The sequence below is a fragment of the Vreelandella gomseomensis genome (assembly GCF_031451645.1).
Taxonomy (GTDB): domain Bacteria; phylum Pseudomonadota; class Gammaproteobacteria; order Pseudomonadales; family Halomonadaceae; genus Vreelandella; species Vreelandella gomseomensis.
The window spans coordinates 24,783-47,572 of record NZ_JARWAI010000012.1 but is presented as its reverse complement, the minus strand read 5'-3'; the positions used below and the strand labels follow the sequence as shown (position 1 = coordinate 47,572).

General features: G+C 59.9%; 25 protein-coding genes. 16 read left to right on the top strand and 9 right to left on the bottom strand.

The annotated features are described in order from the left end of the window. Positions 1–79 precede the first annotated feature (79 nt). The 11 genes from ribF (at position 80) to QC815_RS14780 (ending at position 11,561) form a co-directional block, all read left to right on the top strand. Positions 80–1,117, top strand: coding sequence for a bifunctional riboflavin kinase/FAD synthetase (gene ribF, locus QC815_RS14830; RefSeq protein ID WP_310540644.1), 1,038 nt, complete (start codon positions 80–82; stop codon positions 1,115–1,117). Between the two features lie 7 nt (positions 1,118–1,124). Further along, positions 1,125–3,956: an isoleucine--tRNA ligase gene (ileS, locus tag QC815_RS14825; protein ID WP_310540642.1), complete on the top strand. Its 2,832-nt coding sequence runs from the start codon at positions 1,125–1,127 to the stop codon at positions 3,954–3,956. Next, a complete protein-coding gene (lspA, locus tag QC815_RS14820; protein WP_230445918.1) occupies positions 3,949–4,509 on the top strand; it encodes a signal peptidase II in 561 nt (186 codons plus the stop codon). The genes ileS and lspA overlap by 8 nt, the downstream gene beginning before the upstream one ends. Positions 4,510–4,513: 4 nt before the next feature. Next, positions 4,514–4,960 carry an FKBP-type peptidyl-prolyl cis-trans isomerase gene (gene fkpB / locus QC815_RS14815; protein WP_230445919.1) on the top strand — a complete coding sequence of 149 codons (447 nt, stop codon included), beginning with the start codon at positions 4,514–4,516 and terminating at the stop codon, positions 4,958–4,960. A 72-nt stretch (positions 4,961–5,032) separates the two neighbouring features. Beyond that, on the top strand, positions 5,033–6,025 hold the full coding sequence (ispH, locus tag QC815_RS14810; protein WP_230445920.1) for a 4-hydroxy-3-methylbut-2-enyl diphosphate reductase: 993 nt from the start codon (positions 5,033–5,035) through the stop codon (positions 6,023–6,025). A gap of 36 nt (positions 6,026–6,061) precedes the next feature. Next, positions 6,062–6,493, top strand: a complete 432-nt coding sequence (locus QC815_RS14805) for a type IV pilin protein (protein ID WP_310540639.1) — start codon at positions 6,062–6,064, stop codon at positions 6,491–6,493. Beyond that, positions 6,480–7,058, top strand: a complete 579-nt coding sequence (locus tag QC815_RS14800; protein WP_310540638.1) for a GspH/FimT family pseudopilin — start codon at positions 6,480–6,482, stop codon at positions 7,056–7,058. The genes QC815_RS14805 and QC815_RS14800 overlap by 14 nt, the downstream gene beginning before the upstream one ends. Continuing rightward, entirely contained in the window at positions 7,055–7,486 is a 432-nt protein-coding gene (pilV, locus tag QC815_RS14795; RefSeq protein ID WP_230445922.1) for a type IV pilus modification protein PilV, read from the top strand. The genes QC815_RS14800 and pilV overlap by 4 nt, the downstream gene beginning before the upstream one ends. Further along, on the top strand, positions 7,483–7,959 hold the full coding sequence (locus QC815_RS14790) for a prepilin-type N-terminal cleavage/methylation domain-containing protein (RefSeq protein WP_230445923.1): 477 nt from the start codon (positions 7,483–7,485) through the stop codon (positions 7,957–7,959). Before pilV ends, QC815_RS14790 begins: the two co-directional genes overlap by 4 nt. Before the next feature lie 82 nt (positions 7,960–8,041). Next, positions 8,042–10,474, top strand: a complete 2,433-nt coding sequence (locus QC815_RS14785) for a pilus assembly PilX family protein (protein ID WP_230445924.1) — start codon at positions 8,042–8,044, stop codon at positions 10,472–10,474. 64 nt (positions 10,475–10,538) lie between these two features. Further along, complete coding sequence (locus QC815_RS14780) at positions 10,539–11,561, top strand: tryptophan--tRNA ligase (protein ID WP_230445925.1); 1,023 nt, start codon at positions 10,539–10,541, stop codon at positions 11,559–11,561. Positions 11,562–11,659: 98 nt separating this feature from the next. Here QC815_RS14780 and QC815_RS14775 read toward each other — a convergent pair whose 3' ends face one another. After that, complete coding sequence (locus QC815_RS14775) at positions 11,660–12,478, bottom strand: Tim44 domain-containing protein (RefSeq protein ID WP_230445926.1); 819 nt, start codon at positions 12,476–12,478, stop codon at positions 11,660–11,662. Positions 12,479–12,632: 154 nt separating this feature from the next. Between QC815_RS14775 and QC815_RS14770 the strand changes: the two genes are divergently transcribed. Further along, positions 12,633–13,208: an isochorismatase family protein gene (locus QC815_RS14770; RefSeq protein WP_310540634.1), complete on the top strand. Its 576-nt coding sequence runs from the start codon at positions 12,633–12,635 to the stop codon at positions 13,206–13,208. Between the two features lie 15 nt (positions 13,209–13,223). Here QC815_RS14770 and yaaA read toward each other — a convergent pair whose 3' ends face one another. Both yaaA and QC815_RS14760 read right to left on the bottom strand, forming a co-directional pair. Further along, on the bottom strand, positions 13,224–14,003 hold the full coding sequence (gene yaaA / locus QC815_RS14765) for a peroxide stress protein YaaA (RefSeq protein ID WP_230445928.1): 780 nt from the start codon (positions 14,001–14,003) through the stop codon (positions 13,224–13,226). A 104-nt stretch (positions 14,004–14,107) separates the two neighbouring features. Continuing rightward, a complete protein-coding gene (locus QC815_RS14760) occupies positions 14,108–15,139 on the bottom strand; it encodes an NADP(H)-dependent aldo-keto reductase (protein ID WP_230445929.1) in 1,032 nt (343 codons plus the stop codon). 317 nt (positions 15,140–15,456) lie between these two features. Here QC815_RS14760 and QC815_RS14755 point away from each other — a divergent pair, with 317 nt between their 5' ends. Together QC815_RS14755 and QC815_RS14750 are read left to right on the top strand one after the other, a co-directional pair. Continuing rightward, positions 15,457–15,945 (top strand): tetratricopeptide repeat protein, encoded by a 489-nt coding sequence (locus QC815_RS14755; protein WP_230445930.1) that lies wholly within the window; start codon positions 15,457–15,459, stop codon positions 15,943–15,945. Positions 15,946–15,977: 32 nt separating this feature from the next. Further along, a complete protein-coding gene (locus tag QC815_RS14750) occupies positions 15,978–16,478 on the top strand; it encodes a hypothetical protein (RefSeq protein WP_230445931.1) in 501 nt (166 codons plus the stop codon). A 61-nt stretch (positions 16,479–16,539) separates the two neighbouring features. On the opposite strand, the gene QC815_RS14745 is transcribed toward QC815_RS14750, so the two are convergent. The 5 genes from QC815_RS14745 to QC815_RS14725 form a co-directional block, all read right to left on the bottom strand. Next, positions 16,540–17,082 carry an LOG family protein gene (locus QC815_RS14745; RefSeq protein WP_230445932.1) on the bottom strand — a complete coding sequence of 181 codons (543 nt, stop codon included), beginning with the start codon at positions 17,080–17,082 and terminating at the stop codon, positions 16,540–16,542. Positions 17,083–17,151: 69 nt separating this feature from the next. After that, positions 17,152–17,673, bottom strand: a complete 522-nt coding sequence (locus QC815_RS14740) for a DUF501 domain-containing protein (protein WP_230445933.1) — start codon at positions 17,671–17,673, stop codon at positions 17,152–17,154. 37 nt (positions 17,674–17,710) lie between these two features. Next, a complete protein-coding gene (locus QC815_RS14735) occupies positions 17,711–18,004 on the bottom strand; it encodes a hypothetical protein (protein ID WP_230445934.1) in 294 nt (97 codons plus the stop codon). Positions 18,005–18,044: 40 nt separating this feature from the next. Next, positions 18,045–18,452: an acyl-CoA thioesterase gene (locus tag QC815_RS14730; protein ID WP_230445935.1), complete on the bottom strand. Its 408-nt coding sequence runs from the start codon at positions 18,450–18,452 to the stop codon at positions 18,045–18,047. A gap of 109 nt (positions 18,453–18,561) precedes the next feature. Then, complete coding sequence (locus tag QC815_RS14725) at positions 18,562–18,993, bottom strand: hypothetical protein (protein ID WP_230445936.1); 432 nt, start codon at positions 18,991–18,993, stop codon at positions 18,562–18,564. A gap of 39 nt (positions 18,994–19,032) precedes the next feature. Between QC815_RS14725 and QC815_RS14720 the strand changes: the two genes are divergently transcribed. Beyond that, positions 19,033–20,196, top strand: coding sequence for a MalY/PatB family protein (locus QC815_RS14720; RefSeq protein ID WP_230445937.1), 1,164 nt, complete (start codon positions 19,033–19,035; stop codon positions 20,194–20,196). Between the two features lie 4 nt (positions 20,197–20,200). On the opposite strand, the gene QC815_RS14715 is transcribed toward QC815_RS14720, so the two are convergent. Next, positions 20,201–21,145: a co-chaperone YbbN gene (locus QC815_RS14715; protein ID WP_230445938.1), complete on the bottom strand. Its 945-nt coding sequence runs from the start codon at positions 21,143–21,145 to the stop codon at positions 20,201–20,203. A gap of 245 nt (positions 21,146–21,390) precedes the next feature. Here QC815_RS14715 and QC815_RS14710 point away from each other — a divergent pair, with 245 nt between their 5' ends. Further along, positions 21,391–22,602 carry a YeeE/YedE family protein gene (locus QC815_RS14710; protein ID WP_230445939.1) on the top strand — a complete coding sequence of 404 codons (1,212 nt, stop codon included), beginning with the start codon at positions 21,391–21,393 and terminating at the stop codon, positions 22,600–22,602. The last annotated feature ends 188 nt before the right edge of the window (positions 22,603–22,790 follow it).

Sequence of the window (22,790 nt, the reverse complement as noted above, 5' to 3'; positions counted from 1 at the left end):
GCGGCGGCCAGGTTCGTTATAATCATGGGCTTTGCCGACCGCGTGTAGAGCGGCGAGCGGGCTAAACGGCTGAGGTGCCATGCGGGTTATTCGAGGTTTGCACAATTTAACCACGTCTTCGCAGGGCTGCGTTGCCACCATCGGTAATTTTGATGGCGTGCACCGCGGCCATCAGGCGATCCTGCAGCAGTGCCGGGAGCATGCCGCACGCCTGGGTGGGCCGGTCACCGTGGTGGTGTTTGAACCCCAACCGCGTGAATTTTTTGCCGGTGATCAGGCACCGCCGCGGCTCACCCGGCTACGCGAAAAAGTGCGCCTGCTGGGCCAGCACGGCGCCGAGCAGGTGCTGTGCCTGCCGTTTAACGATGCGCTGCGCAGCCTGACCGGCCGCGAGTTCATCGATCAAGTGCTGATCGACGGGCTGGGCGTCAGGCATCTGGTGGTAGGTGACGATTTCCGCTTCGGCTGCGACCGGCGCGGCGATTTTACCCTGCTGGAAGCGGTGGGCCGCGAAGAGGGCTTCAGCGTGGAGCACACGCGTACCTTTACCGTGGACGACGAGCGGGTTTCCAGCTCGCGGGTGCGCACCTTGCTGGCCAGCGGCAATTTTTCCGCCGCCGCGCGCTTGTTGGGGCGGCCTTATTCGGTGGATGGCCGGGTGGTACGCGACCAGCAGCTAGGGCGCACCATCGGTGTACCCACCGCCAACCTGCCCATGCTGCCCCAGCCGCTTACGCTGCGCGGGGTCTACGCGGCGGTGGTCGAGCTGGAAAACGGCGAGCGCCACCTGGGCGTGGCCAACGTCGGTTTTCGGCCCACGGTCGGCGCCAAGCGGCCGACCCTGGAGGTACACCTGTTCGATTTTTCAGGTGACCTTTATGGCCAACGCATGACAGTGGTGCCCAGTGCGCGGCTGCGGGGCGAGGTCAAGTTTGACGATATCGAGGCACTGAAAGCGCAGATAGCGCGCGATCAGCGTCAGGCGCGGCGCTACTTTGCGACCGCCGCCGCTGGCAAAAACGCAGCATTTCCGCTGGCCTCGGCCCCGCTCGGGCGAGAGACCGCTTCTTCTGATTCTTCCTCGGCGGGCCATTCCGCCGATGATAACGACGGCTGACCGGACTATGGATTACAAGCACACGCTCAATTTGCCAGAAACCGACTTCCCCATGCGCGGCATGCTGCCCAAGCAGGAGCCGGGGCGGGTGTCGACCTGGCAGGATATGAACCTCTACCAGCGCCTGCGCGACGCGCGTGCGGGGGCGCCGCTGTTTGTCCTGCACGATGGCCCTCCCTACGCCAACGGCAGCATTCATATCGGTCACGCCGTCAACAAGATCCTTAAAGATATTATCGTCAAGTCCAAGAACCTGGCGGGCTTTGACGCGCCTTACGTGCCGGGTTGGGACTGCCACGGTCTGCCCATCGAACACAAGGTGGAAACCACCCACGGCAAGCACCTGGCGCCGGATACCGCCCGTGAGCTGTGCCGCGAGTATGCCGCCGCGCAGATTGAAACCCAGCTGACCGATTTTGTCCGGCTGGGCGTGGTGGGCGACTGGGATCATCCCTACCGCTCGATGGATTTTGCCAACGAAGCGGGCGAGATGCGCGCGCTGGCCGAGATGGTCGACGCGGGCTACGTGTTCAAGGGCCTGAAGCCGGTGAACTGGTGTTTCGACTGCGGCTCGGCGCTGGCCGAAGCCGAGGTCGAGTACGCCGACAAGAAGTCCGATGCCATCGACGTCGCCTTCCCGGTGGAAGACGCAGGCAAGCTCGCCGCCGCCTTTGGCTTAAGCGAGCTGTCCAAGCCCACCGCCGTGGTGATCTGGACCACCACGCCCTGGACCATCCCCGCCAATCAGGCGCTCAACGTCCACCCCGAGTTTACCTACGCGCTGGTCGATACCGGCGAGCGGCTGCTGCTGGTGGCCGAAGAGCTGGTCGAAAGCTGCCTGGAGCGCTATGAGCTGACCGGCGACATCATCGCCACTGCAAAGGGCGAGGCGCTGGATCTCATCAACTTCCGTCACCCGTTCTACGACCGCCTGTCGCCGGTGTACCTTGCCGACTACGTCGAGTCCGAGGTGGGCAGCACCGGTATCGTGCACTCGGCGCCGTCCTACGGCATGGATGACTTTATTACCTGCCGCGAACATGGCATGAGCTTCGACGACATGCTCAACCCGGTGCAGGGCAACGGCGTCTACGCCGACGACCTGCCGTTCTTCGGTGGGCAGATGATCTGGAAGGCCAACCCGAACATCGTTGAGAAGCTGCGCGAGGTGGGCGCGCTGATGGCCCACACGCCCATCAAGCACAGCTACATGCACTGCTGGCGGCATAAGACGCCGGTGATCTACCGTGCTACCGCCCAGTGGTTCGTGGGCATGGATGTGCAGGGCAAAGACGGCAAGACGCTGCGCGAGCGGGCGCTGGAAGGCATCGAGGCCACCCAGTTCACCCCCGCCTGGGGGCAGGCGCGCCTGCACAGCATGATCGCCAACCGCCCGGACTGGTGTATTTCCCGCCAGCGTAACTGGGGCGTCCCCATCCCGTTCTTCCTGCACAAGCAGACCGGCGAGCTGCACCCGAACACGGTTGCGCTGATGGAAGAAGCCGCCAAGCGCGTCGAGCAGGAAGGCATCGACGCCTGGTTCAAGCTCGACCCGGCGGAACTGCTGGGCGCGGAAGCAGCGGATTACGACAAGGTCACCGACACGCTGGACGTGTGGTTCGACTCGGGCACCACCCACCGCCACGTGCTGCGCGGTTCGCACCCCCACGGCCACGAAAGCGGCCCGCGGGCGGATCTGTACCTGGAAGGCTCCGACCAGCACCGTGGCTGGTTCCACTCCTCGCTGCTGACCGGCTCGGCCATCGACGGCCACGCGCCGTATCGCCAACTGCTGACCCACGGCTTCACCGTGGATGCCCATGGCCGCAAGATGTCCAAGTCGATCGGCAACGTGGTCGTGCCGCAAACGGTGATGGACAAGCTGGGCGCCGATATTCTGCGCCTGTGGGTGGCCTCGACCGACTACTCCGGTGAAATGGCGGTGTCGGACGAGATCCTCAAGCGTACTGCGGATGTGTATCGGCGTATCCGCAACACTGCGCGCTTCCTGCTCTCCAACCTCAACGGCTTCGATCCCGAGAAAGACCGGGTAGCGTTTGGCGACATGCTGGCGCTGGATCAGTGGGTGGTCGATCGCGCCGCGCAGTTGCAAGGGCGCATCGAAAAAGCCTACGACGAATATCGCTTTCTGGATGTCTACCAGCAGGTGCACGGCTTCTGTGCCCGCGAGCTGGGTGGTTTCTACCTGGATGTGATCAAGGATCGTCAGTACACCACCCAGGCGGATTCGCTGGCCCGGCGCAGCGCGCAAACCGCTCTGTACCACGTGGTGGAAGCGCTATCCCGCTGGGTCGCGCCGATTCTGTCGTTCACCGCCGAGGAGATCTACGAGCACATCCCCGGTGAGCGCGGCGACAGCATTTTGCTTGAAACCTACTACACCGGGCTCGAGACGCTGGACGACGGGGCCAGCATGGGTCGCGACTTCTGGGAGCAGGTGCTGGAGGTCAAGCACGCGGTCAACAAGTGCCTGGAAGACGCGCGCAACGCCAAGGTGATCAAGGGCAGTCTGGCGGCGGAAGTCACGCTGTACGTCAGCGATGCGCTGCGCACTACGCTCGAAAAGCTCGGCGATGAGCTACGCTTTGTGATGTTGACCAGCGAGGTGCACCTGCAGCCGCTGGCGGACGCCGCCAACGCTGAAAGCACCGAGCTTGACAGCCTTAAAGTAGCGGTATTCGCCAGCGAGTATCAGAAGTGCGAGCGCTGCTGGCACCACCGTCCGGACGTTGGCCAGCACGCCGGGCACGATGATCTGTGTGGTCGCTGCGTGAGCAATCTACCCGATGGCCCCGGTGAGACGCGTCACTATGCCTAAGTCTGCTGCCACCGCAAACGATCAACACGCGCGGCCGCCGATGCACCGGCCGCTGCGCTGGCTGTGGCTGGCGGCGGCGGTGATCGTGCTGGACCTGGCCACCAAGTATCTGGCCAGCCACCTGCTGAACTACGCACAGCCCGTCGAGGTGCTGCCGTTTTTCAACCTGACGCTTTTGCACAATACCGGCGCGGCGTTCAGCTTTCTGGCCGACCATCCCGGCTGGCAGCGCTGGTTCTTTGCGATGGTCGCGATCGGTGCAAGCATTGGCCTGAGCATCTGGCTATCGCGCATCAAGGCCGATGAAAAACTGCTGGCCGTGGCGCTGCCGCTGATCATTGGTGGCGCCCTGGGCAATCTCTACGACCGCCTGGTGCACGGCTATGTGGTCGATTTTCTGTCCTTTCACGCAGCGGGCTGGTACTACCCGGCATTTAACGTGGCGGATATAGGCATTACCCTAGGGGCTGCCGCGCTAATCTGGGAGTCGGTGATGGGCGAGCGGCGACGCAAGAAAGCTCAAGACACTTCGTCTCCCTCCAACAGTGAGTAACGCAATGAGCGACTATCTGATCGACGACGGCATGGAAGTGACCCTGCACTTCACGCTCAAGCTGGAAGACGGCACGGTGGTGGACTCCACCAAGGAAAAAACGCCGGCCACTTTCCAATACGGCGACGGCAACCTGCCGCCGGGCTTTGAGCACCCGATCAAGGGGCTGAAAATGGGCCAGCAGGGCAGCTTCGAGATTACCCCGGAGCACGCCTTCGGCCAGCACAACCCGCAAAATATCCAGACGCTGAAGCGCGACGACTTCGGTGACGAAACACCCGAAATCGGCATGGTGATGTCGTTTGCGGATAAAGCGGGAACGGAATTGCCTGGCGTGGTCAAAACCATCGAGGGTGACCGGATCGAGGTCGACTTCAATCATCCGCTGGCGGGGCGTACCCTGACATTCGATGTTGAAGTGCTGGACGTCAAACCGGTCACAACGCACTAGGAAACGATAAGTAACGACGTTCGTTGCGGCGGCTGAATTCATCCAACGGTGCTCTGCATCAAGGCGCTACTCATGTTGTCAGAATCGCAATCACAGCAGCACACACACCCTATCGAGATCAAGCTGGCCAATCCGCGTGGTTTCTGCGCAGGGGTGGATCGGGCGATCGATATCGTCAACCGGGCGCTGGATGTGTTTGGCCCGCCGATCTACGTCCGCCATGAAGTGGTGCACAACCGCTTTGTGGTGGAAACCCTGCGCGAACGCGGCGCGGTGTTCGTCGAAGAGCTTCACGAAGTGCCCGACGACGTGATTGTGATTTTCTCGGCCCACGGGGTGTCCCGTGCGGTACAGCAGGAAGCCGAAGAGCGCGGCTTGAAAGTCTTTGACGCCACCTGCCCGTTGGTCACCAAGGTGCATCTTGAAGTGCTGCGCTACGCCAAGCGCGGCCAGGAATGCATCCTGATCGGCCACCAGGGTCACCCGGAAGTCGAGGGCACCATGGGACGTTACGATACGGCCAGCGGTGGGCACATTTACTTGGTGGAAGACGAGCACGATGTGGCTAACCTGGACGTTAAAGACCCGACTCAGCTGGCCTTTGTGACGCAAACCACCCTGTCGATGGATGACACCGCCAAGGTGATCGACGCGCTGCGCGATAAATTCCCCGAGATTCAGGGGCCACGCAAGGACGACATCTGCTACGCCACGCAGAATCGCCAGGATGCGGTGCGTGAGCTGGCCGCCGATAGCGATCTGTTGCTGGTGGTTGGCAGCCCCAACAGTTCCAACTCGAATCGCTTGCGCGAGCTTTCCGAGCGCATGGGCACGCCCGCATATCTGATCGATAACGCTGACCAGATCGTCCCCGAATGGCTCGACAACGTCAGCCGCGTGGGCGTCACCGCCGGTGCCAGTGCCCCGGAAGTGCTGGTCAAGGGCGTAATCGAACGTCTGCAAAGCATGGGCGCGACCGCTCCCCAGGAACTGCTCGGCCGCGAGGAGACGATCACTTTCTCCATGCCTCGGGAGCTGCGCGAGCAGGTGATTGCCAGCGGCTAATGCAATGTGTGGAGGTTTGCGACATACTGATTTTGTATGAGCAAACTGATACAGGAGCAAAGCCGCGTGCCCTATGTTTCTCAGCCCTCGTCTGACCGTTCCATCCCGGTGGGTCAGCGCGGCTTTACGCTGATCGAGCTGATGATCGTGCTGGCGATCGTCGGCATCGTGGCGGCCATTGCCTATCCCAGCTACACCCGGTACGCCCAGAAATCCCTGCGCACCGATGCCCACGCCGCGCTGATGCAGGCGGCTTCGGCGCTTGAGCGCTGCAATACGCAATCCTACTCCTACGCTAATTGCGATGATGTGCCGACCAACTCACCCGAGGGTCACTACACCATCGACGTGTCGACCAGCGATGGCGGAGGCTATAAGCTGACGGCCAAGACCGAGCGCGACGATGGCTGTCCTGGCAATATCACCCTCAATGCGATCGGTGAAAGGATGCCCCGTGACTGTTGGTGACCCGGTACAGCAACGAGGCTTTACGCTTATTGAGTTGATGCTGACACTCACCATCGCGTCTCTGCTGACGATGGTTGCCGTTCCCTCCTTTTCTACCTTTATGGCGCGACAGCAACTCGCCGGTGACGTTAATCAGCTTCTCTCGGTGATGACGTTCGCGCGCAGCGAGGCCATCAAGCAGCGTCAGCCCATCACCGTCAGCTTCTCGCCGCCCGACACGTCAATTTCGACGCGTCGCCCCGATGAATGCCGCGACGACGAGCAGATAGACGATAGCGGCGATGACGGCCCGCGCTACGTTTATTCGACCTGGTGCTACTGGGCCGAAAGCCCGGGGAATGACGGTGAAGGCGCTCTCATGCGGGTGGGGCAAGCGGCCAGCATTCGTCAACCCGACGACCCTTTCTCGCTGGTGTTTAAAAGCCTCGGCGATGCCGATGTCAGCGATTGCGCCGACACCGGCCAATGCGAGATTACGCTCGCGCCCTCCGGCGCGGAAGACGCTATCGACCCGGTGACGATCCGGGTGCGCGAAACCGGCAGCCTGCGCAAGGTGACCTCATGACGTCGCAGCGGGGGTTCAGCCTTATCGAAGCGCTGATTGCGCTGCTGGTGCTATCGCTTGGCTTGGTGGGCGTGGCAGCCATGCAGCTCAAGGCATTGCAAAGCGCTTCCGTTGGTTATCAGCGTTCGGTAGCGAGCGTCGCGGCGGTGGATGCCCAGGAGCGTCTTTGGGCGCAGCTGGCGACACTGGATCCCGATGAGACCTGCAAAAATATTAATATTGAAGCGGTAGAAACTGCCTGGAAAAATCATTGGTTTCAAGAGGATGATCATTCGCCCTTGCGTGGCGCTTTACCTTCTTTGAGTAGTATCGGGACAGATGAGGCCACTGATGGTTGTCGCATCTCGATAAATGTAGCCTTAAGTGACGAAGATGCTGATCAGTTCGACTATTCCTTTCGTCTCCCTCTAATAGGGAACTCGTCATGAGACAGCGCCAACAAGGTTTTACCCTGGTAGAGTTGATGGTGGCGATGGTCATCGGCACGATTGTTATTTTGGGGGCTGGTCAGCTCTTCCTAACCACCTTTCAAACTTTCCAGGCTGTTGATAAGGTAAGCCGTAAACAAGAAAACTTGGTTTTTACCGCTCATAGAGTTGCCAGCGAGATTCGCCAGAATGGACCAGGGCGATATACCCTGCGGTGTGAACTAGTAAAAGATAGCTGTAATTGCACAGTGGCAGATCAAAATGAGAACGGACAGCCATTAGTGAGCTTTTTGAAAGACTTGTCAGACGATAACTTAGAAAGCCAGTGTGTCGAGGAAGAGCACGTTTTGGGAGAACGTGTGGAGAACGAATCTGCGCTTTATCGAGTCGCGCTGCCATTGGAAAATAACGGCGAGGCAATTGTTTTTCATGTCGTTCATCGCGCCATGCTCTTTGAGAGCCCTGAAGAGTGAGTTGCTAAGAGCAAGTTGGTTATTTGAAGATAGGCGGCATAGGCGACAAGAATCTTGGTATCACTACAAATAGGTGCATGCGATGAAAAACCAACAAGGGGCTGCGTTAGTCATCGTTATGGCGCTGCTCGCTGGCGCCATGACCCTTGGGCTCTCTGGGATGCAAACCGCCTTGGTGGATGAGCGTTTGGCGAGTAATTACCGGGCTTCAACCCAGGCTCAAATGACGTCGGAAAATGTATTGGCTGCTTTGGCAAGTGATGAAAACAAAGCTACCCGTGAAAACTATCTTGAAGAGCGCCTGGAAAAAGGAAGTGGTGTATTAAAAGGTTCTGAGATAGCTGAGCTTATAAAAAATGGTACGCTTGACGAGTTGGTTGATGGGCTGCTACCCGCCAATTATGAAGATTTGGAGGAAGAAGAAAAGAAGGCTTTGGTTGAAGAGCTTCAAGCTAATTTAGAGCTTGAGTTTGAAGTTGATGGTCAAAATAACACTATTACTATTACTTCTTCGGATCGAGGGCTGCGCAATGATGCATTCCGCGATTCGTCTGTTGTCTATCGCTATAATGTAGATGAGGCAAGCGGTGCAGGTTTTTTTAGTGATGGCTTTATTACCTGTTATGGTGCTGAGTTAAATGGTGGGGGGGGAGTCGCTATTGATAGTTTTGATTCACGAAAAGGTGCCTACGGTGTTGGGGGGAATAGCGGTGGGAAAGCTTCTCTCATAGCTCTTCATGAAAATAGCGATATAGTATTTAATATGGGTTCCACGCCAGGAATGACTGGAGATGTTTTTTCTGCAGGTGGCATTGAGGTAACAAACACAATGCCCATTGTGGGTAGTGTTTATACGGCGGGAAATATATCATTGGATGGGAATAGCGCCTTGATAACAGGTGATTTGTTCTCTGAAGATAGTGTTCTTTTCAAGGTGGGGACTCGAGTAGATGGGAATGTTTCTGCAAATAATAGTATACAAGTATTAGGTAACTGGGGAGAGGTGCGTGCCCTGCAACCAAATGGCAGTACAAGATCCGGTACGACCTATGCAATTGGTGGTGACGCTATATCTCCAGACATTTATACGCAAATAGATAATAGAATTGAAGGTTCCCTGACTAGTGAAAACCCAGAAGTGCGTTTTGAAGATTTTTTAAGCGAAGGGCTAAGTGTCGTCAGAGACAATGATGAATGTTCTGATTACGGTGTCGAGAAAGTTTACGAAGAGTTTAGTTTCAAAAGCAACCCAAGAGATGTTGATGTGGTTAGTAATGTCGGTCCTGTGGGTACCAATATGCTTGGTAAGCCTAATGTGGTCGGTGGTTTTGAAACTTTTCATGTTAATCGGCTAAGGATAGGTGGAAATGGCCTAGTTGTGGAGGAGCCGACAGTTATTGTTGCAGATTCAGATGTGAGTGTAGAGCTATGGGGTAATGATAATGTGATTTCACTAAAAGATGGTGCAACTCTGCGTATTGTGTCAAAGGGGAGGATTTTTTTAAGTGGGTCTAATGTTTTTGATATGAATGGTTTTTCTCCGGTTGTTGATGTGGAAGGCAAGTTGGTTCCTGCATTTTCTTTTAATACGCTGTACGAAGGAAGCGATACTGCTATCAGTATGGCATCTGATGGTGATTTTTATGGTGAGTTATTAGCCCCGTTCGGAAATGTGAATATTACGGGTTCAGCTCGTTTGATGGGGAGGGTCTTTTCGCACACGATTGGTTTAAATGGTGGTGGTTCAATGCACTATGATCGTGCGTATGATGATATAGATATGTCGGTGGGTACTTCTGAGCCTCAGTGGTGTACCTTTGCTGATATATCTCCTCTCGCTATCGCGAGTCCAATTGATCGTTTGAGGTTGCCTTCTTCTCGTGCAACATTTGATGGTGCCGGTATAGTACCTGATATTACAGTTTCCAGTGGCAATGCGGAGAAGGTTTCTAGTGCATCGACTGCTAATGGTAATGTAAGGGAAGGGATTACGAGTGCTTTGTTTGACCGCGAAGAGAATGCTGAAAAGTTTTCTTTATTCATAGATGTGTTAAGGAATAAGGCGGACAGAGTGCTCAATGGTGTGTACAAGAATAATACTTCCTTCGGGGGGGTGGGTGATGAAAAAATTACCTTTGTAAATGGTGATATTGATGCTAATAACATATCTGGTGCAGGTATTTTAGTAGTCAACGGAGACTACAATGGAGGAGGCAACGCTTCCTTTGAAGGACTGATGATTGTGTTGGGTGACTATACTCAGAAAGGCGGCGGTGGTCGGGACTTGAATGGTGCCTTGTTGATCGCTCCATATAGCCGTAGCAGCTTACAGTTTACCCCGGCTAACATTGAATTTATTGGTGGGGGTAATCGTGATTTTAATTATGATGAGGGGGCATTGCGCGCTGCCTTTGGCTTACTTGACGAGAGTGAACAGAAAAGCTGGGCAGATTGTGCTTTGCCCATAAAACCGGATGACGGCTCGTTGTCGTGGTCATTAGTTGATTGGAAGTGACGTTATTCGCCACTTGGCCGAGCTCGCGTTATGATAGTGACATTTGCTTAAGAGCCTGAAAATCATGAATCAGTTCTCCAAAACCCGCGTTCTAACCGGTATCACCACGTCTGGTACGCCCCATCTGGGCAACTACGTGGGGGCGATCAAACCCGCCATCGAGGCGAGCCAGGATCCCAGCGTTCAGTCGTTCTACTTTCTGGCCGATTATCACGCGCTGATCAAGTGTCAGGATCCCAAGCGGGTGCAGCAGTCGCGGCTGGAAATTGCCGCCACCTGGCTGGCGCTGGGGCTGGACACCGATAACGCTATTTTCTATCGCCAGTCGGATATTCCGGAAATCCCCGAGCTGACCTGGATGCTGTCCTGTGTGTGCGCCAAGGGGCTGATGAACCGGGCCCACGCCTACAAGGCCGCCGTGGCGGAAAACGAGGAAGCGGGCAACCAGGATCCGGACAAAGGCATCACGATGGGGCTGTTTGGCTACCCCGTGCTGATGGCCGCCGATATCCTGATGTTCAACGCCCACAAGGTGCCGGTAGGGCGCGATCAAATCCAGCACATCGAGATGGCGCGGGATATCGCCGGGCGCTTCAACCATCTGTACAAAGGTGAGTACTTCACCCTGCCCAACGCGGTGGTGGACGAGAAAAGCCAGGTGCTGGGCGGGCTGGATGGCCGCAAGATGTCCAAAAGCTACAACAATACGATTCCGCTATTTGTGGGCGAGAAAAAGCTGCAAAAGCTGGTGCGCAAGATCAAGACCAACTCGCTGGAGCCCGGCGAGCCGAAAGACCCGGATACCTGCACGCTGTTCCAGATTTATGCGGCCTTTGCCTCCGACGAGGAAACCGCTGCCATGCGTCGGCAGTACGCCGAGGGGATCGGCTGGGGCGACGCGAAAAACCAGGTGTTCGAGTACCTCAACGCCCACCTGGCAGAGCCCCGTGAGCGCTACAACGCGCTGATGGAAGACCCGGGCCACATCGAAGCGGTGCTTCAGCGCGGCGCCGAGCGCGCCCGTGAAGAAACCGCCGTGACCATGGACAAGCTACGCGCCACGGTCGGCCTTGGGCGCTTTAGCTGATTCTCAGTGCGACATCGTATTGTCGACGCCCTTGAACGCCAACGCCCCGCAAAAAGCGGGGCGTTTGTTATTAACGCTGTTCACGATGTTTTGTGTGGCTAAGCGCCCGGGTTCTGCTCGATGCCTTGCAGGTACCAGGGGGCATCCTCGCGCATGGCGCGGGTCAGGTGCCAGGTTTCGTTGAACTCGGTCTGCTCGCCGTTTTCTTCCAGCAGACCATGGAAAATCACCGTCGCTTCGGCATGGTCGCCCATTTCCGTTACATTGCCCAGTTCGGCAAACAGGCGCACGATTTCGGTCTGGTTATTGGCCGGCTGCTGGGCCCGCTCGGCGCGCAGCACGTTGTAGTACTCGGGCGTGACGTATTCCTGCAGGCGGCTGAAGTCGTTATTATCCCAGGCGCGCTGCAGGGTCATGAAATGCTCCTTGGCGCCGCTCAGGAAACGCTCCTTGTCGAACCATGCCGGTGTGGCGGAGGCGGTGGGGCCGCTTGAGGCAACGCCGCCTTGCCCCTGGAAAGACGCTGCGGAAGCGCCCGTTGAGCGCGCATGCCCCGTCGCGGGTTGGCGCATGGCGCGGAACGCCATGACCGCCAGTAAGGCGACGCCGGCCATGACCAGTAGATCCATCAGGCGAAGTTCGTCGAAGGCGCCACCAAAGAACAGCGCCGCCAGCAGCCCGCCGGCCAGCAAGCCGCCGAACATGCCGCCCATGCCCCCACGACGGGCCGCCGCACCGGGCTGGCCCTGATCGCGATTGGTCTGGGCCTGTTGTTGGGTGGCGGCGGGACGGTCGGCCGAGCGCGAAAAGCTGCCGCTGCTAGCGCCGCCGCCCAGGCGGCGGGCATCGGCGGATTCAACCGCCAGACCAACGCCCATCACGCTTACCAGTAACATGACAAAAATCTGTCGCAGCATGGTGTTTCTCCAGGTTATCAAGCGCCTCTGAGCGCAAAGGGGATACAATGGGGAGTATAAAGTGGTTAAAAACGGTCGCTAGTTTACCGCCTATTGATCGCGGGCGTCGTCTGTTTCTAGCGGATAACCATAAAGACAATAATGAGGTGATAACGTGCGTTTGGAACGCGATAAAAGTGTGCTATTGATGGTCGATTTCCAGGCGGGGTTGCTGCCGGTGATCGACGGCGGTGACGAGGCTATTGCTGAGGCCCATTGGCTGTACGGCGTCGCAGAGGCGCTGGAGGTGCCCGTGTGGCTGACCGAGCAGATGCCGGAGAAGCTCGGTGGCACCGCTGCAGCATTATTGGCGGATCGAACCGCGCCGACGATATGGCAAAAGCAGCACTTTGCTGTCACCGAAGACGCCGCGTTTCGGGAGGCGTTGCGCGCCACCGGCCGACAGCAGGTCGTGCTATGCGGTACCGAGGCGCATATTTGCGTGCTGCAAACCGCGCTCGGGCTGTTAGCCGATGGCTATGCGGTGTACTGGCTGAGCGAGGCCACCGCCAGCCGGCGTGCCGGTGAAGCGGCGCTGGCTCGCGAACGGGCCTGTGCGCTGGGGGCGCAGGCGGTTTCGGCGGATATGGTGGCCTACGAGTGGCTGCATCGCTGCGACACAACGTCGTTTGGCGATGTGCACCGCCAGTTCCTGAAGCCTCGCGCGGCAAAGGCGGTGCGGTTTTTTTGACGGCTAGCTGAGCCCTTAGCGGTCAGCCTCGCGGCGGGTAAACACAAAGGTGTCGCCCTGGGAGGCTGCTGGGTCAAACCGGTAGCCGGCGACATCAAAGGCCTTCAGCGCCTCGGGGTCGTTGGCCTGCTGGCGAATGATCCAGGCGCTCATCAATCCGCGTGCCTTTTTAGCGTAGAAGCTGATGATCTTGAAGGTGCCGTTTTTCTCGTCTTTGAACACCGGCGTGATGATCCGGGCATCGAGTTGCTTGGCGTCGACGGCCTTGAAGTATTCATTGGACGCTAGGTTGACCAGCACCTTTGACCCGCTGGCGGCAATGGCGTCATTGAGCGCCGAGGTCAGCGTGGGCTTCCAGTAGGCATATAGATCCTTGCCCGCCGGGTTGGGGAGCTTGGTGCCCATCTCAAGCCGATAAGGCTGAATCAGATCCAGCGGGCGTAGCAGGCCATAAAGCCCAGACAAAATACGCAGATGCTGCTGGGCATAGCGGTTTTCGTCGTCGCTGAAGGTATCGGCTTCAAGCCCCGTGTAGACATCTCCCTGGAAGGCCTGCGCGGCGGGCTTGGCGTTTTCCAGCGAAAACGGCGGCTGCCATTCGGCGAATCGCGCGGCGTTCAGGCCCGCGAGCTTATCGCTGATCCCCATCAGGTCGCTGATCTGCTGGGGCGAGTAGTCACGCAGGATGTCGATCAGCGCCTGGCTGTCGTCCAGAAAGTCCGGCTGGGTGACGTCCTGGGTGGTCGGCGGGGTTTCAAAATCCAGCGTTTTGGCCGGTGAAATGACGCTCAACATGGCAGATTCCTTGGCACGTCCTAGAAGTAATAAGGGCATTATATCAAGCCTCGGCGATGGCCGAGGCTATAGGCCCGATAGCGTCTTTCGCGCGCGAGGCGCGATCAGGGGCAGGGGTTGGGCATGCGGCGATGGATATCGTCGATGGCGTCCAGCACCTCGTCGTCCAGCTTGAGGCTTTCGCTGGCCAGGTTGCTTTCCAGCTGCGCCATGGTGGTGGCGCCGATGATGTTGCTGGTCAGGAAGCTGCGCGAGTTGACGAACGCCAAGGCCATTTGCGCGGGGTCGAGGCCGTAGTCGCGTGCCAGCGACACATAGGCCTTGGTGGCCGCTTCGGCCTCCGGCGAGGTATAGCGCTTGAAACGCTCGAATAGGGTGAGGCGACCGGTCGGCGGCTGCGCACCATCCAGGTATTTGCCCGAGAGCACGCCAAAGCCCAGCGGCGAGTAGGCGAGCAACCCGACATCTTCGCGGTGGGCGATTTCAGCCAGGCCCACCTCGAAGGAACGGTTGAGCAGGTTATAGGGGTTCTGGATCGAGGCCACCCGTGGCACGTCGAGCTGATCGGCGAGTTGCAGGGCGCGCATGGTGCCCCAGGGCGTGTCGTTTGAAAGCCCGATGGCACGAATTTTACCCGCGTCGACCAGCTCCTTGAGCGCGCTCAGGGTCTCTTCCAGTGGCGTGGCGTCTTCTTCCTGGTTATGCACGTAGCCCAGCTTGCCGAAGAAGTTGGTGCTGCGGTCAGGCCAGTGCAGTTGATAAAGGTCAATGTAATCGGTTTGCAGGCGCTCGAGGCTGGTATCGACCGCCTGGAAAAGGTGCTCGCGCGTCAGGCGTGGTCCTCCACGAATATGATCAAGCCCGGGGCCAGCGGCTTTGGTGGCGATAACCACGTCGTCGCGTTCGCGGCGCTGCTTGAGCCAGCTGCCTACATAGCGCTCGGTCAGCCCTTGGGTCTCCGCTTTGGGCGGGACGGGATACATTTCAGCGGTATCGATAAAATTGATGCCAAAGGCCACGGCGCGGTCGAGCTGCTCGTGGGCCTCGGCTTCGCTGTTTTGTTCGCCAAACGTCATGGTGCCCAGGCAAAGTCGGCTGACGTCCAGCCCGGTTCTGCCCAATGGTCGCGTTTGCATGGCTTTCTCCTTGGTTGAGCACGATAACGAGCGGATGCACGGCTAATATAGCGCATCGCGTCGTGGGGTGTGGGGCATGTTAGCGAGGCCTTCGCCAGGCAGCAAATCAGAGGGGTTGAGTCCCCGCCAAGGCAGGCGTATGCTTGCCAGCCCATCGACCGGCTGGCAGCCTGTCGGACTTAACGCTGATCGACTGCGAATCTTCTCGTGACGATCGGTCAAGCCCGACAGGCTGCTGCGGTTTATCGCGTGGTTGGTTGTCTCATAGGGAGTGACGGCTGGCCCAAGGTTTCAACAGACAGACAGGGTGGTTTGCCATGCCACAGGCATCATCTTTGTTTACTCGGCTGGAGTTTCGGCTCGCCGAACGACTGTTTCAGAATCGTTGGCTGTTGCCACGCTCGCCGCGTACTCAGCGGCTTACGCTGCGCTTGTTCAAGCGTTGCGCCGAGGCGGGCCATCCCGACGCGCTTTCCGTGTACGGCCATATGTTGCTGAAGCGCAGCCTGTCGCCCCACGATAAAGCTCGCGGCGCGCGCTATGTGATGGAAGCGGCCCATGCCGGCGATGTGAAATCGCAGTATCAGGCCGCGACCATCTATGAGAACGGTTGTGCACAGTACCCACGCCGTGATGACTATGCGGTTACCTGGTATGCGCGCGCGGCGCAATCCGGCCATGTGCTAGCGGCTGAGCGTCTGGCGCTTGCCTATCGGGTGGGCGAGCTGGGGTTAACGGCCGATGCCGATCAAGCCGCCTATTGGCAGGCCTTGGTGGATCAGCCCTCTGAACACGTGGCGGCCTGACGGGCGCCCTATTTGAGTAAGTGAGGCCGTCTGTGTCCGAGACGCTCCCGACTGTGTTGGATATTGAAGCGTCCGGTTTCGGGCGCGGTAGCTACCCGATCGAGGTGGGGATCGCCCGTGCCGACGGCACCAGCTGCGCGTTTCTGATCCAGCCGCTCGACGAGTGGACGCACTGGGATCCCAAGGCCGAGTTGCTGCACGGGATTTCCCGCGAGCGCCTGATCCGCGAAGGCTACCCGGTGCGCCAGGTGGCGCACTGGCTTAACGACGAGCTTGGCGAGATCGGCAAGGCTTACAGTGACAGCTGGGGATACGATAACACCTGGCTCTCGTTGCTGTTTCACCACGCCGGCATGCTGGCGCGCTTTCGCCTTGAAGCGCTGCGCATCCTGCTCAGCGAAGCGCAGCAGGCCGCGTGGAGTGATACCAAGGAGTCGGTCATCGCGGAGCGTGGCATCCACCGCCATCGCGCCGGTGAAGACGCCCTGCTACTCCAACTGACCTATCAGCGAACCCTCCGGCTCTGCGAGTAGCCGGGCAATCCTCCTATCCCGATGCCTCAACTGCATACCCGTTTGCATGGCCCCTTGCCAGCTAGCGCTTGGCGATAATCGCATCAAGCAGGGCGGCGGGGGTGTCGGCGTCGAGCAACATGTCCCGGGTGGCCTGCGCCATGAAGCCCTGTTCCACGGTGCTGTTTAAAAACGTCAGCAGGGGCGCGTAAAAACCGTCAACGTTGAGCAGCCCGAGTGGCTTGTCGTGCAGCCCCAGATACCCCCAGGTCCAGATTTCGAACAGCTCTTCAAAGGTGCCGATGCCGCCGGGCAGGGCGATGAAGGCATCCGCATTGGCGGCCATGCTGGCTTTGCGCTCGTGCATGTTGGGCACGCGGATCAGCTCGGTCAGGCCGAAATGGGCCTGCTCGCGCTCGACCAGATGATCCGGCATCACGCCGATCACTTCGCCGCCCGCGTCAAGTGCCGCATTGGCCAGCACGCCCATCAGCCCGACCCGGGCGCCGCCGTAGACCAGCGTGTGACCATGGGCCGCCAGGCTGTGGCCAAGCGCCTGGGCGGCGTGACGAAAGGCAGGACTATTGCCTTCCCTAGAGCCAAGATAAACGCAGATTCGGGACATGACACCGGTTCCTTAACGTACAAGATAGAGATAACTAGGTGGGCCGTTGACTCGGCAGTGGTGTGCCGGTCAGGGCAGGAATGCATCGACCTGATAGTGGGCGTCCAGCCACTGGCCGATGACATTGTGGCCGCACAGATGGTGAGCGTACTGGGTATGCAGGCAGCGTATCTGCTGCCAGTTGCTGATGCCGCCAATGCCGCGCTCGGTGAGCACGTCGCGGTAGCCGAGCTTATCCACCTCGACGCGCTGCGCGTCGCTCATCAGCGACCAGCGTGTCTCGACGTAGTCGCGGTGACTTTGCTGGTAGGCCACCAGGAAGTCGGGGTCGTCCTGTAGCTGCTGCTCCAGCGACTTGATAACGCCCACGGCTTCAATGCGCGAAATCTCCACCTTGAGCACGTCGGAGCACAGCCAGTAGAGCGTCGGAAAGGGCTTGCCATCCACAATCGGCGCCATGCGCAGCACCAGCGGGGTGCCGTCGCCGTCCACCGCGGCCACGGCCTCAATGCCCTTGGGCGGGCGGCCGAGCTGTTGGGTAATGATCGCCAGCTGGCGTTCGTCGGGGGCTTGATCGGTGCGAATCACCATGGGGCGTATCTCTTGCGGGCGGTCGTCGTGTGCAGGGTTATTCCTGGACAAACTTGGTGGAGCGGCCGACGGCGCGGAAAAAACAGCGGTTGAGCTGTTCCGGCGATGCCACGTAGTGCCAGGTGCGCTCGCAGTATTCGGCGGCGCGGGCCATCAGCACATCGTAAAGTCGGTTGAACGGCGCATCATAATCGTAGGGGTCGGCACCGAACAAGCGAATATGCGGATAGTCAGCAAAGCGCTCCATGAAGTAGCGCTCGAGGTCCGCCTCGACGGCGCGGTGCTGGGCGGTGTTGTCCGGGTCTAGCCAAAGATTATAGCGGATCGCCATGGGGCACTCCTGGCCGCCCCGTTGCCGGGGCGTTAGCGGTTCAGGCGGGGGCGGGCGCGTCTTGCATATGGGCCTCGAGCGCTTGCCGCAACTCGCCTTCAATGGGCACGGTGCATTTGGCCTGATGGTCATATTGCACTAGAACGGTATGCCCGACGTTGGTTAACTTGCCGTGCTGACGCGCCTCCTGGGTGACGGTAAAGGAGCTTTTGCCCAGGCGCGTCAGGTAGGTACGTAATTCGATATCATGACCGTAAAACAGTTCAGCGCGGTAGTCGACCTCCATCCGCGCCATGATCAAGCGCCACGCCTGGGGGTTCAGGTCGGGGGTGAACAATCTGAACAGGTCGTTGCGCGCCAGCTCGAACCAGGCGGGAAGACGGGTGTTATTGATATGCCCGAGGGCATCGGTGTCGTAAAACGCCGGTTCAATGGTGCGGGTGAACATAACGCCATCCTTGTCATCTTATGAGCAGCGTGGGGGACAAGCCCAGAGGCCGGTTGAAGCGTCAGGATTGCCCCAAGCAAACGCTTGGTCAAGGCCTGGGGGGATGACGCTACACCAGGCGAAGCCCTTGCTGGTCGCGCCAGGCGGCCGCCAGGGCCCTTTCCAGTGGCGTTTGCAGATGCGCGGGCAGCGCCCGTTGCGCGTCTTCCAGATGGTCGAACGTTCGGTTGCGCAGCCAGCAGTAGGCCCAGGCGCAGGCTTCGGCCTCGCTGTCCGGTAGCGGCCGGGCGGGCATCTGGTTGAGCAGGAAAACCGCCGTACGCGGTGCCCATAGCGGAATGTCACCGTCCTGTGACTGGCTCCATGCATCCAGGGTGGCGCCGTCTGGCGTTTCGCTGGGCTCGCCCAACTTGGCGACCCGCGCCGTTTCGGCCAAAATCAGCGCCAGCCGGTCGGCGTCGGCCTGACCCAGCGCGCGCCACTGGCGCAACAGCGCGGGCAATCCGGCGCGCACCTTGGTATAAAAGTCATCTTGCGGCATGCTCAGCTGCACCCCCGGTTAACAAAAGTGAGACGAATAATGGCGTTTGATTTTGCCACGCCCGTTGAGCGGCGCCACCCCGCTGAGGGCTGGGCATCGCAGAAATGGCACCGCTACGCTGACGACGTGCTGCCCCTGTGGGTGGCGGATATGGACTTTCGCTCGCCGCCTGCGGTGATCGACGCCTTGCACGCGCGGGTGGCACACGGCGTTTACGGCTACGGCGAAGTGCCTGCCACGTTAACAGAAACCCTGTGCCAGTGGAGCGCCCACCACTACGACTGGCTCATCAGCGCTGATTGGCAGCAGTGGCTGCCGGGCGTGGTGCCGGCGCTGCATCTGGCCGCCCAGACGCTGACCGCACCGGGCGACGGCGTATTGACGGTTACGCCGATTTACCCGCCATTTCTGGCGGTGGCCGAGCGAACCGGCCGGCTGCCCCAGCAGGCGGCGCTGGCGACCCCGGTGAGCCGTGACGATAGCTGGCGGCTGGATATCGGCGCGCTCGAGGCGGCGGTGACGCCCGAGACCCGCCTGCTGCTGTGGTGCCATCCGCATAATCCGACCGGCCGGGTGTGGTCGTACGGGGAGCTGGCGGCGCTGGCCGCGTTTGTCGAACGGCATGACCTCTGGGTGGTATCCGATGAACTGCATTGCGATCTGCTGCTTGACGAAGGCGCGCGTCATCAACCGCTGGTGGCGGCCTTTCCTGCGCTCGCCAAGCGCACCATCACGCTGTGGGCGCCGTCGAAGACCTTCAATCTGGCGGGGCTGACCACGGCCTGCGCGGTGATCCCCGATCCTGACCTGCGCAAGCGCTTTGCCCAGGCGACCAAAGGCCTGCTGCCCGATGGCAACGTGCTCGGCCTGGTGGCGGCAGAGGCCGCCTATCGCGATGGCGAGCCGTGGCGCCAAGCCCTGCTGCAGGTGCTGCGTGAACATCGCGCCACGCTCAAGGCGCGTGTGGCGACTTGGCCCGGGGTCGAAATGAGTTCGCCCGCCTCGACCTATCTCGCCTGGCTGGACATGCGCGACGCGAACCTTGGTGAATCACCCCAGGCGACGCTCCTCGAGCAGGCCGGGGTCGCCTTGTCCGACGGCGCGGCCTTCGGCCATCCGGGCTATGTGCGGCTCAATTTCGGCACCACCGCCTCGCAGCTGGAGGCGGCGCTCACCCGAATGGATGCGTTGCTGGCCCGCTGAGCAATCAATACAGCAGGGCAAAGAGTTTGCGGCGATAGGCGACGGTCAGTGGATGGTCGGCGCCCAGGGCGTCGAACACCTGCAATAGCGTTTTGCGGGCGGCGTCGTCATTGTAGGCGCGATCCTGCTTCATCAACGTGAGCAGCGCATCCAGCCCGGCCTCGTAGTGACCGTCCGCTACCTGACGCAGTGCACGCTGGTACTGGGCGTCGCTGTCGGTGCGGTCGCCCAGCGCGGCGATCTCCTCGCTGGACAGCGCCTGCTCGCCAAATTCGATGCTGGCTCGCACGCCGCGTGCGGATGGCGCATCGCGCTCTTCCGGCGGCAGGTTGTCCAGCAGGTTACGCGCTTCGTCACGACGCCCCTCGGCCACCAGCGTCCTGGCGAGGGCAACCTGATAGGGATAGTGGTCAGGGTACTGGCTGACCAGGGACTGATAGGTATCCCGCGCGCCGGCGACATCGCCCGCTTCGAGCGCCGCTTCAGCCTGCTCTTCGGGGCTGGGGGGCGCATCTTCGGGAGCGGGGAAGTAGCGGTTGAGCCACTCGCGAACCTGTTTTTCGGGCAGTGCGCCTTGGAAGCCGTCGACCAGGCCGCCCTGGCTGATCAGTTTGACATCGGGAACCGACTGGACACCCAACTGGCTGGCGATTTGCGGGTTGGCCTGGGTATCCAGCTTGGCCAGCAGGAAGGCGCCAGCGTATTCGAGCGCCAGCTTTTCGAGTATCGGCGTCAGCTGGTTGCAGGCCTCAGCGTCCGGCGACCGGCAGTCCATGAGCACCGGCACCTGCGAAGAGGCTTCCAGTACCTGCTGGATGTTACCCGCGTTGAGGTCGATGATAACGTCCTCTGGGCGAACCGCTGACTGGCCGGCCTGAGCTTGCCCGTCGTTGCCTGCGTCAGGGCTGGTCAGCGCTTCACCGGTACGTGGATCAATGATGGACGACATAAACATGCTCGCGAATGGGGAAATTTAGCTATAGATATGCAGCCGAATCCCCGCGGATTCAAGGCGAGCCGGCTAAAAAAGCGATCGGGCCGGCGAGTTGTTTGTATATTCCAGAATGGTATAGATCACGTCGAATAAAACATTTCACGCTAACTTTCTGCCCCGGTAGGCTTAGCGCACTATCCATCTCGATCAAAAGCGCCTGTTGTTCAGCAGGCGCTTTTGGCGTTGCTCAAGGTGATCCTATGACTACAGCGACTCGAACGCCTTCGGCCACGTATCGCGTGCCACTTATCGTGGCGGCGGCGATCGTGCTGGGGGCGCTGATGATCGGCGTGGTGTTTGACGCCAATACCGGCCTGCTGATGATTGTCGGCGGCCTGTTTGGCCTGGTGCTGTATCACGCGGCCTTTGGCTTCACGTCGGCCTGGCGGGTGTTTATCAAGGAGCGCCGTGGGCGCGGCCTGCGCGCGCAGATGGTGATGCTGGCGCTGGCCGTGGTGCTGTTTTTCCCCGCACTGGGGGCGGGTACGCTGTTTGGCCGCGAGGTCTACGGTTTTGTCGCGCCGATTGGCGTTTCGGTGCTGGTGGGCGCGTTTCTCTTCGGCTTGGGTATGCAGCTCGGCGGCGGCTGCGCGTCGGGGACCTTGTTTACCGCCGGCGGCGGCAATGCGCGCATGGTGATCACGCTGCTGTTTTTCATCGTCGGCTCGGTGATCGGCAGCGCGCACTTTGCCTGGTGGCAGAGCCTGCCCGCGTTTCAGCCGGTATCGCTGGTTAACGTGGCGGGCTCCGGCGGGGGCATGGCCATCAGCCTGGTGCTGTTTGCCGCCATTGCCGCGTTTACCCTGGTGATGGAAAAGGGCCGCCATGGCCAGTTGGAGAAAGCCCCGCAGGTCGACAAGCACGGCTACCAGCGCTGGCTGACCGGCCCGTGGCCGCTGGTGGCCGGGGCGGTGGCCCTCGCGGTATTGAATTTTGTCACCCTGGCGCTGGCCGGGCGGCCCTGGGGGATTACCTCGGCGTTTGCGCTATGGGGGGCGAAAGGCTTTGAACTGGTCGGTGGCGATGTGTCCCAGTGGGGCTATTGGCAGTCGTCGGGCAATGCCGCCGCGCTCACTTCCAGCGTATGGAGTGATGTGACGACGGTGATGAATGTCGGCATCATGCTCGGCGCACTTGCCGCCGCCAGCCTGGCGGGTCGCTTTGCGCCGAATTTCAGGATTCCCCTGCGTTCGGTGCTCGCCGCGATCATCGGCGGGTTGCTGCTGGGTTATGGCGCGCGCCTGGCGTTTGGCTGCAATATCGGCGCTTACTTCAGCGGCATTGCGTCCGGCAGCCTCCATGGCTGGGTATGGCTGGTGGCTGCCTTCGCGGGCAACATGCTGGGCGTCAAGCTGCGGCCATTATTCTTCACCGGTGAAGCCGCCCGGCGGCCGGCTGCCAAAACCTGTTAGGGCGCGCTTCGTCAGCGCGATTTTCAGTATGTATCTCTCTTTGCGCCCCAACCTCGGTTGGGGCGTTTTTGTCGCTTTAATGCGCCTGCTTGCTACCTTTGTCGAAAGGGCATGTTACATTACGCTCAAAGACTGCAGACGCGCTATGTTGCTGCATTGCAATAGAAATTTGCGACAAAAAGAGAGTG

Excerpts from the sequence above, each read along its gene's own strand:
- QC815_RS14780 (WP_230445925.1), top strand. The coding sequence starts at position 10,539 with ATGAATCAGTTCTCCAAAACCCGCGTTCTAACCGGTATCACCACGTCT.
- ribF (WP_310540644.1), top strand. The coding sequence starts at position 80 with ATGCGGGTTATTCGAGGTTTGCACAATTTAACCACGTCTTCGCAGGGC.
- QC815_RS14805 (WP_310540639.1), top strand. The coding sequence starts at position 6,062 with ATGAGCAAACTGATACAGGAGCAAAGCCGCGTGCCCTATGTTTCTCAG.
- QC815_RS14720 (WP_230445937.1), top strand. The coding sequence starts at position 19,033 with ATGGCGTTTGATTTTGCCACGCCCGTTGAGCGGCGCCACCCCGCTGAG.
- pilV (WP_230445922.1), top strand. The coding sequence starts at position 7,055 with ATGACGTCGCAGCGGGGGTTCAGCCTTATCGAAGCGCTGATTGCGCTG.
- QC815_RS14785 (WP_230445924.1), top strand. The coding sequence starts at position 8,042 with ATGAAAAACCAACAAGGGGCTGCGTTAGTCATCGTTATGGCGCTGCTC.
- QC815_RS14735 (WP_230445934.1), bottom strand. The coding sequence starts at position 18,004 with ATGGCGATCCGCTATAATCTTTGGCTAGACCCGGACAACACCGCCCAG.
- lspA (WP_230445918.1), top strand. The coding sequence starts at position 3,949 with ATGCCTAAGTCTGCTGCCACCGCAAACGATCAACACGCGCGGCCGCCG.
- QC815_RS14760 (WP_230445929.1), bottom strand. The coding sequence starts at position 15,139 with ATGCAAACGCGACCATTGGGCAGAACCGGGCTGGACGTCAGCCGACTT.
- QC815_RS14790 (WP_230445923.1), top strand. The coding sequence starts at position 7,483 with ATGAGACAGCGCCAACAAGGTTTTACCCTGGTAGAGTTGATGGTGGCG.
- QC815_RS14725 (WP_230445936.1), bottom strand. The coding sequence starts at position 18,993 with ATGCCGCAAGATGACTTTTATACCAAGGTGCGCGCCGGATTGCCCGCG.
- QC815_RS14745 (WP_230445932.1), bottom strand. The coding sequence starts at position 17,082 with ATGTCCCGAATCTGCGTTTATCTTGGCTCTAGGGAAGGCAATAGTCCT.
- QC815_RS14740 (WP_230445933.1), bottom strand. The coding sequence starts at position 17,673 with ATGGTGATTCGCACCGATCAAGCCCCCGACGAACGCCAGCTGGCGATC.
- QC815_RS14730 (WP_230445935.1), bottom strand. The coding sequence starts at position 18,452 with ATGTTCACCCGCACCATTGAACCGGCGTTTTACGACACCGATGCCCTC.
- ispH (WP_230445920.1), top strand. The coding sequence starts at position 5,033 with ATGTTGTCAGAATCGCAATCACAGCAGCACACACACCCTATCGAGATC.
- ileS (WP_310540642.1), top strand. The coding sequence starts at position 1,125 with ATGGATTACAAGCACACGCTCAATTTGCCAGAAACCGACTTCCCCATG.
- fkpB (WP_230445919.1), top strand. The coding sequence starts at position 4,514 with ATGAGCGACTATCTGATCGACGACGGCATGGAAGTGACCCTGCACTTC.
- QC815_RS14715 (WP_230445938.1), bottom strand. The coding sequence starts at position 21,145 with ATGTCGTCCATCATTGATCCACGTACCGGTGAAGCGCTGACCAGCCCT.
- QC815_RS14775 (WP_230445926.1), bottom strand. The coding sequence starts at position 12,478 with ATGCTGCGACAGATTTTTGTCATGTTACTGGTAAGCGTGATGGGCGTT.
- QC815_RS14755 (WP_230445930.1), top strand. The coding sequence starts at position 15,457 with ATGCCACAGGCATCATCTTTGTTTACTCGGCTGGAGTTTCGGCTCGCC.
- yaaA (WP_230445928.1), bottom strand. The coding sequence starts at position 14,003 with ATGTTGAGCGTCATTTCACCGGCCAAAACGCTGGATTTTGAAACCCCG.
- QC815_RS14710 (WP_230445939.1), top strand. The coding sequence starts at position 21,391 with ATGACTACAGCGACTCGAACGCCTTCGGCCACGTATCGCGTGCCACTT.